Source organism: Xenorhabdus griffiniae (assembly GCF_001028135.1).
In the GTDB taxonomy this organism is placed as follows: Bacteria; Pseudomonadota; Gammaproteobacteria; order Enterobacterales; family Enterobacteriaceae; genus Xenorhabdus; species Xenorhabdus bakwenae.
The window spans coordinates 38,335-55,158 of record NZ_LDNM01000010.1 but is presented as its reverse complement, the minus strand read 5'-3'; the positions used below and the strand labels follow the sequence as shown (position 1 = coordinate 55,158).

The 16,824-nt window shown below is 43.9% G+C and carries 15 protein-coding genes, 3 pseudogenes and 1 other annotated feature; of the genes and pseudogenes, 14 read left to right on the top strand and 4 right to left on the bottom strand.

The features are described 5' to 3' along the window. The first annotated feature begins 219 nt into the window (after positions 1 to 219). A complete protein-coding gene (locus tag AAY47_RS20365; RefSeq protein WP_072161163.1) occupies positions 220 to 411 on the top strand; it encodes an isocitrate/isopropylmalate family dehydrogenase in 192 nt (63 codons plus the stop codon). A 109-nt stretch (positions 412 to 520) separates the two neighbouring features. On the opposite strand, the gene AAY47_RS03675 is transcribed toward AAY47_RS20365, so the two are convergent. After that, complete coding sequence (locus tag AAY47_RS03675) at positions 521 to 1,630, bottom strand: tyrosine-type recombinase/integrase (RefSeq protein ID WP_047766987.1); 1,110 nt, start codon at positions 1,628 to 1,630, stop codon at positions 521 to 523. Positions 1,631 to 1,665: 35 nt separating this feature from the next. On the opposite strand from AAY47_RS03675, the pseudogene AAY47_RS03670 reads away from it, so the two are divergent. Next, positions 1,666 to 2,710: pseudogene (locus AAY47_RS03670) on the top strand (ISAs1 family transposase). A gap of 4 nt (positions 2,711 to 2,714) precedes the next feature. Here the strand turns inward: AAY47_RS03670 and AAY47_RS23260 are convergent. Then, positions 2,715 to 3,032: a hypothetical protein gene (locus AAY47_RS23260; protein ID WP_160300190.1), complete on the bottom strand. Its 318-nt coding sequence runs from the start codon at positions 3,030 to 3,032 to the stop codon at positions 2,715 to 2,717. A 78-nt stretch (positions 3,033 to 3,110) separates the two neighbouring features. On the opposite strand from AAY47_RS23260, the pseudogene AAY47_RS23140 reads away from it, so the two are divergent. Together AAY47_RS23140 and AAY47_RS03660 are read left to right on the top strand one after the other, a co-directional pair. Next, positions 3,111 to 4,075: pseudogene (locus AAY47_RS23140) on the top strand (ISAs1 family transposase). A gap of 828 nt (positions 4,076 to 4,903) precedes the next feature. After that, on the top strand, positions 4,904 to 6,211 hold the full coding sequence (locus AAY47_RS03660; RefSeq protein WP_047766985.1) for an HAAAP family serine/threonine permease: 1,308 nt from the start codon (positions 4,904 to 4,906) through the stop codon (positions 6,209 to 6,211). An 81-nt stretch (positions 6,212 to 6,292) separates the two neighbouring features. Here AAY47_RS03660 and AAY47_RS03655 read toward each other — a convergent pair whose 3' ends face one another. Continuing rightward, on the bottom strand, positions 6,293 to 7,501 hold the full coding sequence (locus AAY47_RS03655) for a serine hydrolase (protein ID WP_047766983.1): 1,209 nt from the start codon (positions 7,499 to 7,501) through the stop codon (positions 6,293 to 6,295). A 153-nt stretch (positions 7,502 to 7,654) separates the two neighbouring features. On the opposite strand from AAY47_RS03655, the gene AAY47_RS03650 reads away from it, so the two are divergent. Then, positions 7,655 to 8,275 carry a glutathione S-transferase family protein gene (locus tag AAY47_RS03650; protein WP_047766982.1) on the top strand — a complete coding sequence of 207 codons (621 nt, stop codon included), beginning with the start codon at positions 7,655 to 7,657 and terminating at the stop codon, positions 8,273 to 8,275. A gap of 19 nt (positions 8,276 to 8,294) precedes the next feature. Here the strand turns inward: AAY47_RS03650 and AAY47_RS03645 are convergent, their stop codons facing one another. Beyond that, a complete protein-coding gene (locus AAY47_RS03645; RefSeq protein ID WP_047766981.1) occupies positions 8,295 to 9,134 on the bottom strand; it encodes an SDR family oxidoreductase in 840 nt (279 codons plus the stop codon). Positions 9,135 to 9,461: 327 nt separating this feature from the next. Between AAY47_RS03645 and hisL the strand changes: the two genes are divergently transcribed. The 9 genes and pseudogenes from hisL to hisIE all read left to right on the top strand — a co-directional run bounded on the left by hisL (position 9,462) and on the right by hisIE (position 16,791). Continuing rightward, on the top strand, positions 9,462 to 9,509 hold the full coding sequence (gene hisL / locus AAY47_RS21595; RefSeq protein WP_113967449.1) for a his operon leader peptide: 48 nt from the start codon (positions 9,462 to 9,464) through the stop codon (positions 9,507 to 9,509). Next, positions 9,485 to 9,605, top strand: a sequence feature (His leader region). Its footprint overlaps the gene before it by 25 nt. 47 nt (positions 9,606 to 9,652) lie before the next feature. Then, positions 9,653 to 10,552, top strand: coding sequence for an ATP phosphoribosyltransferase (gene hisG / locus AAY47_RS03640; protein ID WP_047766980.1), 900 nt, complete (start codon positions 9,653 to 9,655; stop codon positions 10,550 to 10,552). Between the two features lie 5 nt (positions 10,553 to 10,557). Then, positions 10,558 to 11,865, top strand: a pseudogene (gene hisD, locus AAY47_RS21590) (histidinol dehydrogenase); the annotation flags it as partial. Further along, positions 11,842 to 12,984, top strand: coding sequence for a histidinol-phosphate transaminase (gene hisC / locus AAY47_RS21585; RefSeq protein ID WP_327213532.1), 1,143 nt, complete (start codon positions 11,842 to 11,844; stop codon positions 12,982 to 12,984). The pseudogene hisD and the gene hisC, both read left to right, overlap by 24 nt. Next, positions 12,981 to 14,048, top strand: a complete 1,068-nt coding sequence (hisB, locus tag AAY47_RS03625) for a bifunctional histidinol-phosphatase/imidazoleglycerol-phosphate dehydratase HisB (protein ID WP_047766979.1) — start codon at positions 12,981 to 12,983, stop codon at positions 14,046 to 14,048. Before hisC ends, hisB begins: the two co-directional genes overlap by 4 nt. Positions 14,049 to 14,071: 23 nt before the next feature. Then, on the top strand, positions 14,072 to 14,662 hold the full coding sequence (gene hisH, locus AAY47_RS03620) for an imidazole glycerol phosphate synthase subunit HisH (RefSeq protein WP_047766977.1): 591 nt from the start codon (positions 14,072 to 14,074) through the stop codon (positions 14,660 to 14,662). Positions 14,663 to 14,666: 4 nt separating this feature from the next. Continuing rightward, on the top strand, positions 14,667 to 15,404 hold the full coding sequence (gene hisA, locus AAY47_RS03615; protein ID WP_047766975.1) for a 1-(5-phosphoribosyl)-5-[(5-phosphoribosylamino)methylideneamino]imidazole-4-carboxamide isomerase: 738 nt from the start codon (positions 14,667 to 14,669) through the stop codon (positions 15,402 to 15,404). Then, entirely contained in the window at positions 15,386 to 16,162 is a 777-nt protein-coding gene (hisF, locus tag AAY47_RS03610) for an imidazole glycerol phosphate synthase subunit HisF (RefSeq protein ID WP_047766974.1), read from the top strand. Before hisA ends, hisF begins: the two co-directional genes overlap by 19 nt. Continuing rightward, positions 16,156 to 16,791 (top strand): bifunctional phosphoribosyl-AMP cyclohydrolase/phosphoribosyl-ATP diphosphatase HisIE, encoded by a 636-nt coding sequence (gene hisIE / locus AAY47_RS03605; RefSeq protein WP_047766972.1) that lies wholly within the window; start codon positions 16,156 to 16,158, stop codon positions 16,789 to 16,791. Before hisF ends, hisIE begins: the two co-directional genes overlap by 7 nt. The last annotated feature ends 33 nt before the right edge of the window (positions 16,792 to 16,824 follow it).

The window sequence follows — 16,824 nt, the reverse complement described above, 5'->3', positions numbered from 1 at the left end:
CCGATGCCGAACCCTGCGACATTCCCGAAGGTTGTCGCTTAGATGTCCGTGTCCAGATGCCGGCGGATTCGGTGTGGAATGTGGGGCAGGGGGAGGTGGAGAGTTTAAAGAATGGTGGTTATCAAAACTAAAGTAACATATTGTAAAATCATGTGGTTATATGCATCCAGTTTACGCCGTTTCCCGCTTTCAAAAATGAAATAAAATCATTTAAATTCAATCCATTATATAAACTCTGGCTATATATTGTTGCGCCACATGGGATGGCTCGAGGCTGCCGACTTAATCGTTAAAGGTGTTGAAGGTTCCATTGCTGCCAAGACCGTAACTTACGATTTTGAGCGTCTGATGGAAGACGCTAAGCTGCTGAAATGTAGCGAGTTCGGCGATGCAATTATCTCACATATGTAATTAATTGCTTAACTGAATAGATGACGGGAGCTTAATGGTTCCCGTTGTTTTTAGGCGTTGAAAAATTCTTCTGCAAAACTCCTCTGCAAAACCGATTAAAAATTGACCGTTATTTCACAGCCAGAATAACCCAATCTTTGCCTCTATCATCATGGTATTTATCTGTCATTGCCTGGCTCTTGTGTCCTAGTAATGTTTTTGTATCGACACCCTGCTCACGATAAAGACGCTCTGACAGAGATCGTTGCTCATGGAAACTAGGAGGAGTACCTTTGTCCCATTTAAGGTTTGTTTTATCACGGGATTTCTGAAAACCTGTGGTGATAGCATTAGCGGAAACTTGACCACCTCGTTCAGCCTGCGAAGTTGTGTGGTGATAATGAAGCATGTAAGGGCTTAATATTCTGTCTCTACAACGTGCTATTACGCCTCTTAATGTACAATTTATTTTTTCACACTTGAGATCTAAAGGGATTGCCAGCTTACTTCCTGTTTTTTCTTGAACAATGTGTAAATGCTCATCCCATACATCATCAAATCGCAATTTAGCGATATCTCCCAAACGCTGGCCAGTTACCAGAGCCAGTAACATAGCATTCTGTAGGTAACGCTGGGTTTCTCCAGCTTTCTCGAATATAACTTCCCATTCTTCTAGGCCCAGGCGCTGACGCTTCACTTTATTTATAGGCATTTTCGTTACTTTCGCCGGATTGTATCCAGGAGAAACTTCCCCGGCATGCTGAGCTTCTTTAAAAACATCAATTAAAACCATGCGGACAATTTGAGCCATTCGCGCTTGTCCGCGTTCTTTATATTCGTCTACTAAAATTGCGATATATTTAGTTTGAATGCTGTCTATATTTTCATTACCACAATGTTTCCTGAATGCCTCGATAGGTGCAATTTTTTGCCTTACGGTATTTACCTTTATCTCACCTGCGGTTAATCGCTCTTGCTGAATTTTTAAATACTCATCTAACCAGTTTGTTACTGAAATTCCTTTTTTTATCTTTCGTCCAATTGCATCTTTTACTTTTATTAGCTGAGTCATCTTGACCTCAGCTAAACGGGAATTAGCTTCTATAGCAATAGCCCTCGCAGACTCTTCATCATCCCCCAGACCATGAAATTTTCCTGTAACAGGATGTTTATAGCGCCAGCAGGGCGAGAGCGTGAACTTTTTGTTAAAAAATTTCAGGTTTGACGAATAAGAAAAAATATAATTTCATACTTATTTTTTCGGGAAGTATTCTTATGAGTATCGATGCTTTTTCTCGGTATTTCAGTACATTAACAGACCCCCGCCAGTCGTCTAAGATCAGTTATCCTTTGTTTGATGTCCTTTTTCCGTCGATTACAGCCATCATCGCCGGTGCAGAAGGATGGGAAGATATTGAAGATTTCGGCGAAACGTACCTGGACTGGTATCAAGAAAAAACCCTTTTTCCTAATGGAATACCGGGACATGATGCTATCGCTCGCCTGATTTCTCGGCTCAATCCCGTTGAGTTTCAGCACTGTTTTATTCATTGGGTTCAATGTTCCACATGGTGAGTGCGTTTGCCACCCAGAACGGCGTAGTGATGGGACAACTGAAGACAGACAAAAAGTCCAATGAAATCACTGCGATCCCAAAATTACTCCGCTTGCTGGATATCACAGATTGCCTGATAACAATTGATGCGATGGGATGCCAAACGAAGATTGCGGAACAAATTGTGCAGCAGGAAGGTGACAATCTTCTGGCGGTGAAAGGGGATCAGGAGACGTTGTAGCGCGCGGTTAAGAAGGCGTTGTCAGCCCAAGTTTCTGCCGTGAGTCATGTCGAACATATCACGATAGAACAAGGACATGTCGTATAGAAGCCCGTGAATATCATGTGTTACCCGCCCAAGCGCTGTCTCAACAATTTCCAGAATGGAAAAACTTAAAAACTGTGGGCGTGGCAATTGGATATCGAATTGATAATAAAGGAAAAGAATCGCTTTATTATCGTTATTACATCAGTTCAGCGGAACTGAGCACCGACAAATTTGCCGCCGTTGTCAGGGGACACTGGGGGATCGAAACCCGATTACATTGGGTTCTTGATGTCACGATGGGAGAAGATGCTTGCCTTATCCACCGGGAAGAATCGGCTGAAATATTGGGATGTATGCGTCACATCAGTGTCAATATGTTGCGGGCAGAGACAACCAAAAAAGCCAGTATTCGCCGAAAACAACGGGTTGCGAGCATGGATATTAACTATTTGGATAAGGTATTAGTTGCAGGGTTTAAGGCGTTGGGCAAGAAGTGAATATTCACGCTCTTGCCCTGATAGCGCCAGTAGATTTTTTTGTTCTGGCATCTGTGTAACAGGATAGGTCGGGTTGCCACACGATCCGAAGATAGAGAAGCGCTTCTGTCGTTTCGGGACGGCGGAGCAGGGTATTCGGGCACTCATGAAGCTGCTGACCAATTACCACAAAGGTGGACACAATAGCGTATCCAAGATGATTAATCGCTATGCTCCAAATAGCGAGAATAACACCTATCAAGGATGTTGCTAATGCACTGAATGTAGACCCGAATCCAGGGCAAACGGGTCTAAATTGACCAACGGGATTAACTGAGTGCATTCGGTACATAGAAATAGGATTGATAGCTGTTTGTGATTTATAATCAGCATCCTGTCAATGATAACCGTAGAAACTGCCATGCAAGCAACTACCCTCAGCAAGGCCTTTGGGCACCTCACTGATCCGCGTGTTAGCCGAACGAAACAGTATGCCCTCATCGATATTCTGACCATCTCGATTTGTGCCGTGAGCTGTGGTTGTGAAGGCTTCAATGCGATTGAAGAGTACGGTAAATCCAAAGAAGATTGGTTTCGGCAATTTCTGGATCTTCCCAATGGCATACCCAGCCATGATACCTTTCACGATGTGATAAACCGGCTTGATCCCCAAGAATTTGGGCACGCTTTTACCCAATGGGTGAACAGCTTAGCCAAAATATCCGATGACATTATCGCGTTGGATGGCAAAACCTTGCGGGGAACGCTCGACAAAGCCAATGGCGTTCCCGCTCTCCATCTGGTCAGCGCCTGGTCAGTCGCGAATCAACTCTGCTTTGGCTAGGTGAAAGTCGCGGATAAATCGAACAAAATCACCGCGATCCCAAAACTGCTGGCCTTGCTGGATATTGAAGGGTCTACCATCACAATTGACGCGATGGGCTGCCAGTACAAAATCGCTGACCAGATTGTCGAGAACCAGGCCGATTAGGTGCTGGCGTTAAAAGGCAACCAGGGCGAATTTCACGACGATATCAAACTCTTTTTTGGCGTGAAGAGCAGGGAAAACCCGCGAGTTATGAAAGACGTGACTATATCACCAGTCACCGTGATAAGTCGGCCGACTTTATCGCGTGTGCAATACGCAGTCATTGGCACATTGAAACGAAGCCGCACTGGCAGTTGGACGTCAGTTTTGGTGAAGACAGCCAACGCCTGAGAAGTGGTCATGCCGCTGAAAACATAGCATTAATGAATAAAATAGCCCTTAACCTACTGAAAAATGAGAAAACAGTTAAGGTGGGTGTGAAAACCAAGCGTCAGAAAGCAGGCTGGGATAATAGCTATATGCTGAAAGTCCTCACGGTGGGTTTTACGTCAGTATAATTTAGACCCGTTTGCCCTGGTCATATATCCCTATATGACCGGTTTAACTGATATCCATAAAAAAAACGTGGCATCATTTTGTTCAAGAAATTTTTTAACATTTATTCTCCTTTCATAGTGGCTTTAAATATCAGAACAAAATCCTTCGTTATATTTAACAATATATAACTATAAAATGATTACTATTGTTTCATAAACACAGAGTTAAAGAACAAATTTCACACACAACAATGGATTATCCTTAAAACGCTTATTAAGGCATAATCAATACTAAACACATTTTCATTCAAAAATGGACACCATATGCAATGATGGTAATTTTTTGTTATTTATCATATTATTACAATAAATAAGATTACAAATGAAGATATATCAAGATAAGAACATTGGTATTTTTAATTCAATTTCAGGTTATTCAAGCACCAGGCAAGAAAATATCATTAACACATTAATGTCATTGATTAATAAACCGGATAAATATTAGAATTTAAAATAAAAATAATGATATATTCTTTAACAAAATTGGCACTTTATTTTTCTTAATATTTAATCAACATTTCTATGAATATTTTTAACAATTTTCCTTTTCTATATAAATCTTGCAATTGCGAGAGTGATCACGGTACATTTCACTGAAAATAACTATATTTCCCCTACCAAAAGTCTGGGGTTAAGTTTTTTGGATGTAGTAATAAAAACGTTTAGATAAACACCAACGCAATATCTGACAACTTATTATTCATATAAAAATCCAACCCGCACATTTAATTAATGTGCGGGTTTAGTAGTTTTTAAATTTTACTTTACCGCGTTATTTCGGAGATACTTATGGACTCATCTCAAGCAGGTTCGATAGCATCCTCTGCGTCCAGCAAAAGCAATCACACTACCTGGCGTAAATCAGACACAGTATGGATGCTGGGATTATATGGCACAGCGATTGGTGCCGGCGTTTTGTTTCTTCCCATCAATGCAGGTATTGGTGGTTTAATTCCACTCATTATCATGGCAATTCTTGCTCTTCCCATGACATTTTTTGCACACCGTGGAATGTGCCGTTTTGTTTTATCTGGTAAAAGCAGTGGTGATGATATCACCGGCGTGGTAGAAGAACATTTTGGTAAAGTTGCCGGCTTTCTGATCACCGTCCTCTATTTTTTTGCTATTTATCCTATTCTGCTCGTGTACAGTGTTGCATTGACCAATACAGTAGAGAGCTTTCTTGTGCATCAACTACAGATAGATGCTCCACCACGTGCATTGCTGGCATTAGTATTGCTTCTGGGTGTGATGAGCATCATTCGTTTCGGTGAGAAAGCCATTGTTAAGGCCATGAGTATATTGGTATTCCCATTCGTCACCGTTTTGATGCTGTTGGCCTTGTACTTAGTCCCTCACTGGAACACTACCATTTTTGATAGCCTGTCGCAGAATAGTATCATGTCTGCGACAAGTAATAATGGTCTGCTGCTTACCCTGTGGCTGGCAATCCCTGTTATGGTTTTCTCTTTTAACCATTCCCCAATTATCTCAGCATTCGCAGTTGCAAAACGTGAAGAATATGGTGAGCACGCAGAGAAAAAATGCTCACGCATTCTGGCCTATGCTCATATCATGATGGTGCTGACAGTTATGTTCTTTGTTTTCAGTTGCGTACTGAGTTTGTCACCAGAAAATTTGGCAGAAGCAAAAGCACAGAACATCACTATTCTGTCCTACCTGGCTAACCACTTCCGTGTACCAACTATTGAATATATTGCGCCATTTATCGCATTTATTGCTATAACCAAATCTTTCCTCGGTCACTATCTGGGTGCCCGCGAAGGCTTTAACGGTATTGTGAACAAAGCAATGATTAACACACGTGGCAAGACTATTCAGCATAAAACGCTGAATCGTATCACTAGCCTCTTCATGCTACTCAGTGCCTGGCTCGTCGCTACACTTAACCCAAGCATCCTGAATATCATTGAGTCACTGGGTGGACCCGTTATTGCGATGATCCTGTTTATCATGCCAATGTATGCAATCAAAAAAGTTCCAGCTATGCGCAAATATGCAGGTAAACCAAGCAATATTTTTGTTATTGTGACCGGTTCAATTGCTATTTCAGCGGCAATTTACTCAGTCATGTAATCAGTTTTCTTCGTTGGTAGCATCTAAAAAATGCCAAATGCCAGTCGATCTTTTGATGACTGGCATTTTTTCATCTAGATGTTACCCGAAGATCGAATTAAACCAGCCGCTGACCGTTTTTACAACGAAATCCCACATACGTCCAAAGAAACCGCTTTCTTCCACCGCTTCTTTAACGACCAGTGGACGCTGATCAATCATCTTATCATTCAGTAAAAAGTTCACCGTACCCACCACTTGATTCTGAGCTAATGGTGCCTCAAGCGAGGTATTATCCAGAGTAAAGCTCACTTTCAAATTCCCTACTTGCCCACGGGGAACTATCACGGAAGCCTCTTTTTCTACTCCCAATGCGACTTCTGGACGAGTCCCGTACCATACTTTCTCCGTTACCAAAGTATCACTGGCCTTCAACGGTGTCGCTGATTCATAAAAACGAAATCCCCATGACAAAAGTTTTTCACTATCAGAAAAACGTACGCGATCACTAGGCGCACCCAATACCACTGAAATCAAACGCATTGGCCCTTCAGTTGCCGATGCAACAAGATTATAACCCGCACCACTAGTGTGTCCGGTTTTGATACCATCCACATTTATTTTTTCATTCCACAACAGACGATTACGATTAGGCTGACGGATGCTGTTAAAAGTGAACACTTTTTCTTTATTCAGGGCGTATTCTTCCGGCACATCACGGATCATAGCCTGACTTAAAAGCGCCATATCATGGGCAGTACTATACTGCCCTGCTGCATCCAGACCATGCACTGTCTTGAAATGAGTGTTCGTCAATTTTAGTGTTTCTGAGTATTTATTCATCAAATCAACGAAAGCATCCTGACTGCCTGCAACATAATCTGCAAGTGCAATACTGGCGTCATTACCGGATTGGATAACAACACCGCGGTTCAGATCAATCACCTTCACCCTGTCACCCGGTTTCAAAAACATTAGCGATGAACCCTTAAGTATTGGATTCCCTGTAGCCCAGGCATCTTTACCAACCGTTACCCTATCTTCGGTGGAAATTTTCCCTGACTTGATCGCCTGTCCTACAACATAGCTGGTCATTATCTTCGTCAAGCTGGCAGGATCTAACCGCTCATCCGCGTTATTTGAGGCCAGGATTTTTCCACTGGCATAATCTATCAACACATAGGCTTTTGCATCAATTTCAGGTGTAGCGGGCTGTTCCATTGCATATACACTGATATTCGCCAACCAAAAAATACCCAAGCCAAAAGTAAAAGATTTAATTATCGGTATCTGCTGTCTTTTTTTCATCATCGCTCGCCCTTTTTCTCTGCTAAAACTCTATTAATATAGGATGTTATGAAAGAAGACTCCAACCCAATAACGTAAAGATTTTTCTGTTATTCAACAGGTTTTATTGTCATATTATCAATCATCGAAAAATGTACTGATCTTAAGGAGCAAATGATGCTGACAATTTGGGGCCGTAAAAATTCATCAAATGTGAAAAAAGTGCTTTGGTGTCTGGAAGAGCTAAATGTGCCGTATCAGCAAATTGATGTTGGTGGCAAATTTGGCAAACTCAACGATCCTGAATACCTGCGTATGAACCCCAATGCAGTTATTCCTTGTTTACAAGAAGACGATTTTATCTTATGGGAATCCAATGCAATTGTTCGTTACATTGCTGCAAAATTTGGTAAAGATAGCCTTTATCCCGCCGATCTCCAAGAAAGGGCCAGCGTTGAAAAATGGATGGATTGGGTAGGCTGCAACCTCTTCGCGCCTATAAAACAATTTGTAATCAGCTTCATTAGAACACCGGCAGATCAACGTGACCCTAAAATTATCGCCCAATCTGTAACTGAAATTGAAAAATGGCTAAAAATTGTCGATGACACCCTCAGCAATCAACAATACCTTGCCGGCGACAAATTTGGTATGGCTGATATCTCTCTGGCTCCGCTGGCTTACTTATGGTTAAACGTAGAAATAGAGCGCCCATCCCTGCCAAACTTAGAACGCTGGTATCAATTACTGACCGAAAGACCCGCTTTCAGAAAGATTGTTATGATAGAAATAAATTGAGATTTTACTTGTTATTTCATTAACTCATTGGCATCCTGCCGGGATCTGGAAACTGATATTCAAACCCTAGTTCCCGACAGATGCGGCTACCATCAACGATTTTCTCTATCTTACTTTCGATTTCTGCACCTTCTGACTGTAAAAACTCTGGCGGTATCAGATCGAGCTGGCGACTGGCTGATTGATAAAATTCAGCTCTTTTCGGGTGTATTGGTGCACACAAATTAAGAAGATGCCCGCCTTCCGATCGTTGAATAAGCAGCTTAATGGCAGAAATAGCATCATCTTGATGTACCAAATTGACCGCACTTTCTCCTCCGCTGAGTGCCTTCTTTCCCGCGAGAAAACGCCCTGCATGGCGCCCATTCCCGACCAATCCAGCCAAACGTAAGATATCGACCGATGTATTGGGCAGTTGATGCAACCAGTTTTCCAATTCAACCAGTGCCTTGGCTGATTCAGTTTCGGGGGACACGGACTCATCTTCATTGAGATAACCAACCGATGAACCATAAACTGAAGTCGAACTGGTGAAAATAATTCGTGGAATCGAATACGAAAGCGCAGTATCAACAACCAGTTGTACTGCTTTTACATATCCCTTCCCCCCACCAGCAACACCACTAACAGGCAATGTCAAAACCAGGACATCAACAGACATCAGTTGATCAAGATCATCCGCATCGCAAACAATCTGAGGCTCTAAATTGAGCTGGTAACAATCTACGCCACACATACAAGCCGCTTCAACACCATCTGGTGTTGTTTTACTACCAACTACCTGCATTCCTCCGCTTTGGAGTGCTTGTGCCAATGGCATTCCTAACCACCCTAATCCAATAATGGAAACTTTTCTCACCCCATCCTCCCAAAAGCAATGCCATTTTGATTCTTAGGCCATTATATAACCACGGCTAACATTACTCATATATTTGTTTAATAGCAACCAAACATATTTTGCTTTAAAAACAATACGTTATTAAGAAATGGATATCCTCTTTAAAATAAAGTTTGCTTTTTATACACAAAATCGTATAGGTTAAACAACAAGCAACCAAACCCTAGTCACAAACATAACGTTACGTACAGCCATTATTCAGTACAGCATATTTTTGTATAAAACTTTTTATAAAAAACAACTTTTTGTAAAAAACAACTTTGTAGAAAAAATAGAGAACGCGTATATATGAACCGTATTCAATTTAACCACCACCATCATCATCATCCTGACTAGTCTTTCAGGCTGCTGTGTGCTGGAAGACATTTAACCCGTCTTCCGGTGGTACGAATACGATAAAAACCCTCGGAAGATTTTCCGGGGGTTTTTTGTTTCTGATTATTAGGAATTAATTACTGAATCTTGAGATAGGACAAAACATGCTAGATAAAACACGCTTACGTATAGCCATTCAAAAATCAGGCCGCCTGAGTGATGACTCCAGAACATTACTGGCAAGTTGCGGTATCAAAATTAACTTACAGCAACAACGCCTCATCGCGTTCGCTGAAAATATGCCTATCGACATTCTGCGTGTCCGTGATGATGATATTCCGGGCCTTGTGATGGATGGAGTTGTCGATCTGGGCATTATTGGGGAAAACGTGCTTGAAGAAGAGCTACTGACCCGCCAGGCACAAGGAGAAGATCCGCGCTATCTCATATTGCGCCGACTCGATTTTGGCGATTGTCGGCTTTCCCTGGCAATGCCTTTTGATTGCGATTATACCAATGTGGAATGCCTGCAAGATGCCCGTATCGCCACCTCTTACCCGCACTTATTGAAACGTTATTTAGACCAAAAAGGCATTCTCTTCAAATCTTGTCTTCTCAATGGTTCAGTCGAAGTTGCCCCCCGTGCCGGGCTTGCAGACGCTATCTGTGATTTAGTCTCCACAGGTGCCACGTTGGAAGCCAATGGTTTGCGGGAAGTTGAGGTTATTTATCGGTCAAAAGCCTGTTTGATTCAACGTGATGGCGAGATAGCAGAAGCCAAACAACAGCTTATTGACAAATTGATGCTCCGCATCCAAGGCGTCATTCAGGCACGAGAATCCAAATACATCATGCTGCATGCTCCCAACGACAAATTGGAAGAGATTATATCCCTGCTACCAGGCGCAGAACGTCCCACTATCTTGCCGCTGGCAGGGGCACAAAATCGTGTAGCCATGCATATGGTCAGTAGTGAAACTCTGTTCTGGGAAACGATGGAAAAACTCAAGGCATTAGGTGCCAGCTCTATTCTGGTTTTGCCCATTGAAAAAATGATGGAGTAACCTTGATGAACGCTAATTTTAACACCATCATTCGCTGGCAATCATGTACGCCAGAACAACAAAAAATATTGCTGACCCGTCCAGCTATTGCTGCGTCCGACGATATTGCTGGTACAGTAAAACAGATTCTGGCAACCGTAAAAACTCGCGGCGATCAAGCATTAAAAGAGTTCTGCCAACGTTTCGATAAAACCACTGTTGAAACCATCCAGATTTCTGCCAATGAGGTAAATGCAGCGGTCACTCGCCTGACGCCTGAAATCAAGCAGGCGATGCAACAGGCTATGAATAATATCCGTCAATTCCACGAAGCACAAAAACCGGCAGAAGTTGATATCGAAACACTGCCAGGGGTTCGCTGCCAACAAGTGACGCGCCCAATAGATTCAGTTGGACTCTATATTCCCGGCGGCTCTGCTCCCCTGCCCTCAACGGTATTGATGTTAGGTACACCCGCCAACATTGCCGGTTGCCGTAACGTTATCTTGTGTTCTCCCCCCCCTATTGCCGATGAAATACTCTATGCTGCACAACTATGTGGGATCAGCGAAATATTTCAAATCGGTGGTGCCCAGGCGATTGCCGCAATGGCATTCGGCACAGAATCCGTTGCCAAAGTTGACAAAATTTTTGGTCCCGGAAATGCATGGGTAACAGAGGCCAAACGTCAGGTCAGCCAACAGATTGACGGCGCGGCAATCGATATGCCCGCAGGCCCGTCCGAAGTATTGGTTATTGCTGACAGCGGAGCCAATCCCGTATTTACGGCAGCAGACCTGCTTTCACAAGCAGAACACGGTCCCGATTCCCAAGTGATACTGCTAACTCCCGATGAAAATTTAGCTAAAAAAGTTATCCATGAAATTGAAGCACAACTCATCGCTTTGCCACGCCAGCAGATCGCAATCCAGGCCTTGCAAGCCAGCCGGATAATTATTACGCAAGATCTCGACCAGTGCGTCGCAATCAGCAACCAATATGGTCCAGAACACTTGATCCTCCAAACTCGTCAGCCTGAACAACTACTTGAGCAGATTACCAACGCCGGTTCTATTTTTCTTGGTGACTGGTCGCCTGAATCCGCCGGAGATTATGCTTCCGGCACCAATCACGTTCTGCCTACCTATGGCTATACTTCAACTTATTCCAGCCTTGGTCTGGCTGATTTCCTGAAAAGAATGACCGTCCAGAGGATCACACCGCAAGGATTAAAAAAACTCGCCCCCACTATCGAAACACTGGCACAAGCAGAACAGCTTATCGGGCACAAAAATGCTATTACGTTACGTATGGCTGCTTTGAACGGAACAATCATGAGTACAGTTTTTGATATCAATTCATTGGCAAGAGAAAACGTTCGCAAATTAGTCCCTTATATGTCTGCCCGCCGTCTGGGTGGTCGTGGTGATATTTGGTTAAATGCGAATGAATACCCCATCGCACCCGATTTCCAACTCACCAAAAATACACTCAATCGCTATCCTGAATGCCAACCAGCAACCGTCATTCAACGTTATGCCGATTATGCTGGCCTGCAACCGGAGCAAGTTCTTGTCAGCCGGGGAGCCGATGAATCTATCGAACTGCTGATCCGCGTTTTCTGCGAGCCAGGACGAGATGCTGTCCTGTTTTGCCCACCAACCTATGGTATGTACAGCGTTAGCGCCGAAACTTTCGGTGTAGAACAGAAAAAAATTCCTGCCAGCGCCGACTGGCAACCTGATATTGCCGCTATCAAAAATAATCTGGATCGCGTCAAGCTTATCTATATCTGTAGCCCCAACAATCCGACAGGCAACCTGATTGATCCTGCGGCATTACGCCAGATCCTTGAATTAGCCCGTAACCGTGCCATTGTTGCTATTGATGAGGCCTACATCGAATTTTGCCCACAACACACAACGACCCATGCTACCACCCGTTGGCTACAAGACTATCCTCACTTAGTTATTTTGCGAACCCTCTCGAAAGCTTTTGCTTTGGCTGGATTACGTTGTGGATTTACGCTGGCCTCTGCCGATATCATCGCACTGATGCTAAAAGTGATTACTCCTTATCCACTGGCGACGCCTGTTGCTGATATCGCGGCACAAGCACTCACTAAAGCAGGCATTGCAACAATGAGAAATCGGGTGACAGAGATCCGCAACAATCGGGCTTATCTCCAGCAAGCCCTCAGTAAACTGGCATTGGTTGAAAACGTATTTCCAAGCGAAACCAACTATATTTTGGTGAAATTTACCGATGCAGAGCTTGTATTTAAAACGCTATGGGAACAAGGGATCATCCTGCGTGACCAGCGTAAACAGCCAGGATTAACGAATTGCCTGCGCATTACCGTCGGCAACCGGAATGAATGTGAACAACTGGTTCGTGCCATTAGTGCGCTTTCCGACCAACCTCAACAAATCAAGGAAACAGAAAACCCATGAGTCAGAAAATGCTTTTTATTGACCGCGATGGAACATTAATCACCGAACCGCTTAGTGATTATCAAGTTGATCGCCTTGATAAATTGGTTTTTGAAGCTGGAGTGATCCCTGCCTTACTCGCCCTGCAAAAAGCCGATTATAAATTAGTGATGATCACTAATCAGGACGGGTTAGGTACGGCTAGTTTTCCACAAGCGGATTTTGAGCCACCTCATGCCTTGATGATGCAGGTTTTCACTTCACAAGGTCTCCATTTTGAAGAGGTCCTGATTTGCCCACACAAACCAGAAGATAACTGTCATTGCCGTAAACCCAAACTTGGGTTGGTACAAAAATATCTGGCAGACGATGTCATTGATACTGACAACAGTTATGTCATCGGTGATCGGGAAACCGATCTGCAATTAGCCCAGAATATGGGGATCAGGGGCATTCGCTACCAGCCCGAATCACTGGGATGGTCGGTCATTTGCGAACAACTGACCCGTAAAGATCGCCATGCTCATATTGAACGAAAAACCAAAGAGACCGCTATCGATATTGAAATTTGGCTGGATCGTGAAGGAGAAAGTCGCATCAATACGAGCGTCGGTTTTTTCGATCATATGTTAGATCAAATCGCAACTCACGGCGGCTTCCGCATGAATATCCAGGTCAAGGGTGATCTCTATATTGACGATCATCATACTGTTGAAGATACCGGTCTCGCACTAGGAGAAGCTTTAAAGCAGGCATTGGGGGATAAACGCGGCATTGCCAGATTTGGCTTTATGTTGCCAATGGATGAATGCCTTGCTCGCTGCTCTCTGGATATTTCCGGGCGCCCACATCTTGAATATAAAGCTGAATTTAAACACCCGCGGGTTGGAGATTTGAGTACAGAAATGATCGAACATTTTTTCCGCTCCCTTTCTTACACAATGGGATGCACCTTACACTTGAAAACCAAAGGCAAGAACGATCACCATCGGGCAGAAAGCCTGTTTAAAGTCTTTGGCCGAACTTTACGCCAAGCTATTCGCGTAGAGGGCAAAATCTTACCAAGTTCCAAAGGTGTTTTATAGGAAAGGCGATAAAGGAAGCCATGATGAACGTTGTTATTCTAGATACAGGCTGCGCTAACCTCGCTTCTGTTACCTATGCCATCCGTCGGTTAGGTTATGAACCCACGGTGAGTTTAGACGTGGATATTGTTCAAACAGCCGATAAACTATTTCTGCCGGGGGTAGGTACGGCGACTGCCGCGATGAAACAACTTGAACAACGACAATTAATTCCCTTGATTAATGCTCTTACCCAGCCCGTATTAGGTATTTGTCTCGGTATGCAATTGCTGGCGCGTGTCAGTGAGGAAGGAGATAATATCCCTCTATTGCAGCTCATTGACGCGCCTGTCAAAAAAATGATGACCGCAGATCTGCCATTACCACATATAGGCTGGAATCAGGTGAAAGCGCAGACAGGCAATCCGCTGTTTCACTCTATTGCAAATAATTCCCGTTTCTATTTTGTTCACAGTTATGCCCTGCCTGTCGGTGAATATACGACTGCCCAAACTGAATATGGCAATACATTTAGCAGCGCTATTGCAAAAAACAATTTCTTTGGTGTGCAATTCCATCCTGAACGTTCAGGGGCAGCAGGCGCACAATTATTAAAAAACTTTTTGGAGATGTAACCGCATGATTATACCCGCATTAGATTTAATTGATGGCAATGTGGTGCGTTTGCATCAGGGAAATTATAACCAACGCCGGGATTATGGCAGCTCTCCGCTATCTCGCTTACAACAATATGCACAGGAAGGCGCTCAGTTACTGCATTTAGTGGACTTGACGGGTGCCAAAGATCCTGCCAAACGCCAAATTGCACTCTTAAAAGAGCTACTGACAGGTGTTACTGTTCCCGTTCAAGTTGGTGGGGGCATCCGCTCCGAGGCAGATATAAAAGTATTGCTTGAAGCAGGTGCAAGCCGAGTTGTCATTGGTTCCACGGCAATTACACAGCCTGAATTAATCAAACAATGGTTGCAAAACTACGGGGCAGAAGCCATTGTGCTGGCATTGGATGTTCGTATCAATGCAGATGGGATAAAACAAGTCGCCATTAGCGGTTGGCAAGAAAACAGCAACGCTACCCTTGAGTACGTCATTGAGCAGTATCTCCCTGTCGGACTCAAACATGTTCTATGCACCGATATTTCCCGAGACGGCACATTAAGCGGCTCCAATATTGCGCTCTATCAGGAAATCAGCCAGCAATATCCGCAAATCCAATTTCAGGCTTCCGGCGGCATTGGCAGTCTCACCGATATCTCTCCCCTGCCTGCATCAGGTGTAACAGGAGTCATTGTCGGACGCGCACTACTGGAAGGAAAATTTACCCTAACGGAGGCTATCCAATGTTGGCAAAACGCATAATTCCATGTCTGGATGTCCGTGATGGACAAGTCGTTAAAGGCGTACAATTCCGCAATCATGAGATTATTGGCGATATTGTTCCCCTCGCCCAGCGCTATGCTCAGGAAGGGGCGGATGAGTTGGTATTTTACGATATTACCGCCTCTTCCGATGGCCGGGTGGTAGATAAAAGCTGGGTGGCGAAAGTCGCTGAAGTTATCGATATCCCTTTCTGCGTAGCGGGTGGTATTAAAACCGTGGAAGAAGCAGGGCAAATTTTAGCATTCGGTGCAGATAAAATTTCCATCAACTCCCCAGCCTTGGCTGATCCAGACCTGATTAACCGTCTGGCTGATCGCTACGGTGTCCAATGTGTCGTCGTGGGCATTGATACGTGGTTTGATGAGGATACTCATAACTATCAGGTTTACCAATTTACCGGAGATGAAAGACGTACAGCTGCAACCCGTTGGCAGACATTGGATTGGATCAAAGAAGTGCAACAACGCGGCGCGGGTGAAATCGTCCTGAATATGATGAATCAGGATGGGGTTCGTAATGGCTATGATCTCACGCAACTGAAATTAGTGCGTGGTGTCTGTTCTGTACCATTAATTGCTTCTGGAGGGGCCGGAACACCAGAACATTTCCTTGATGCTTTCCGGCTTGCAAATGTTGATGGAGCTTTGGCTGCCTCTGTTTTTCACAAACAGATCATTAACATCAGTGAACTCAAACAATATCTTGCCACACAGGGCATCGAGGTTAGGACATGTTGACAACACAGCAATTAACAACTCAAGAAATTGAGAACCTGGATTGGGAAAAAGTGGATAATCTGATGCCCGTCATCGTCCAACATGCCATCTCTGGAACCGTGTTAATGCTGGGCTATATGGATCAGGATGCACTGAATATCACGCTCAATTCTGGCAAAGTGACCTTTTTTTCCCGCACTAAACAACGATTGTGGACAAAAGGCGAAAGCTCCGGCCACTTCCTGAATCTGGTCGGTATCTATCCCGACTGTGATAACGATACTCTGCTAGCTCTGGTCGATCCTACTGGTCCTACCTGCCATAAAGGTAATGAGAGCTGTTTTGCTCCCGCACAAACCGAATGGGGCTTTCTCTATGAATTGGAACAATTACTGGCAAGCCGAAAAAATGCCTCAGCAGACAGTTCCTATACCGCTCGCTTATATGCCAGTGGCACAAAACGCATCGCCCAAAAAGTTGGCGAAGAAGGCGTCGAAACCGCATTAGCCGCTACAGTTAATGATCGGGAAGAATTAACCAACGAAGCCGCAGATTTGCTCTATCATCTGCTGGTTCTACTCCAGGATCAAAAACTCGATCTCAGTAGTATCATCCGTCAATTGCGGAAACGACATTCAGCCAAAAAGTAATTTCCGATGCAAGAATTGAGATTAACCGCCACT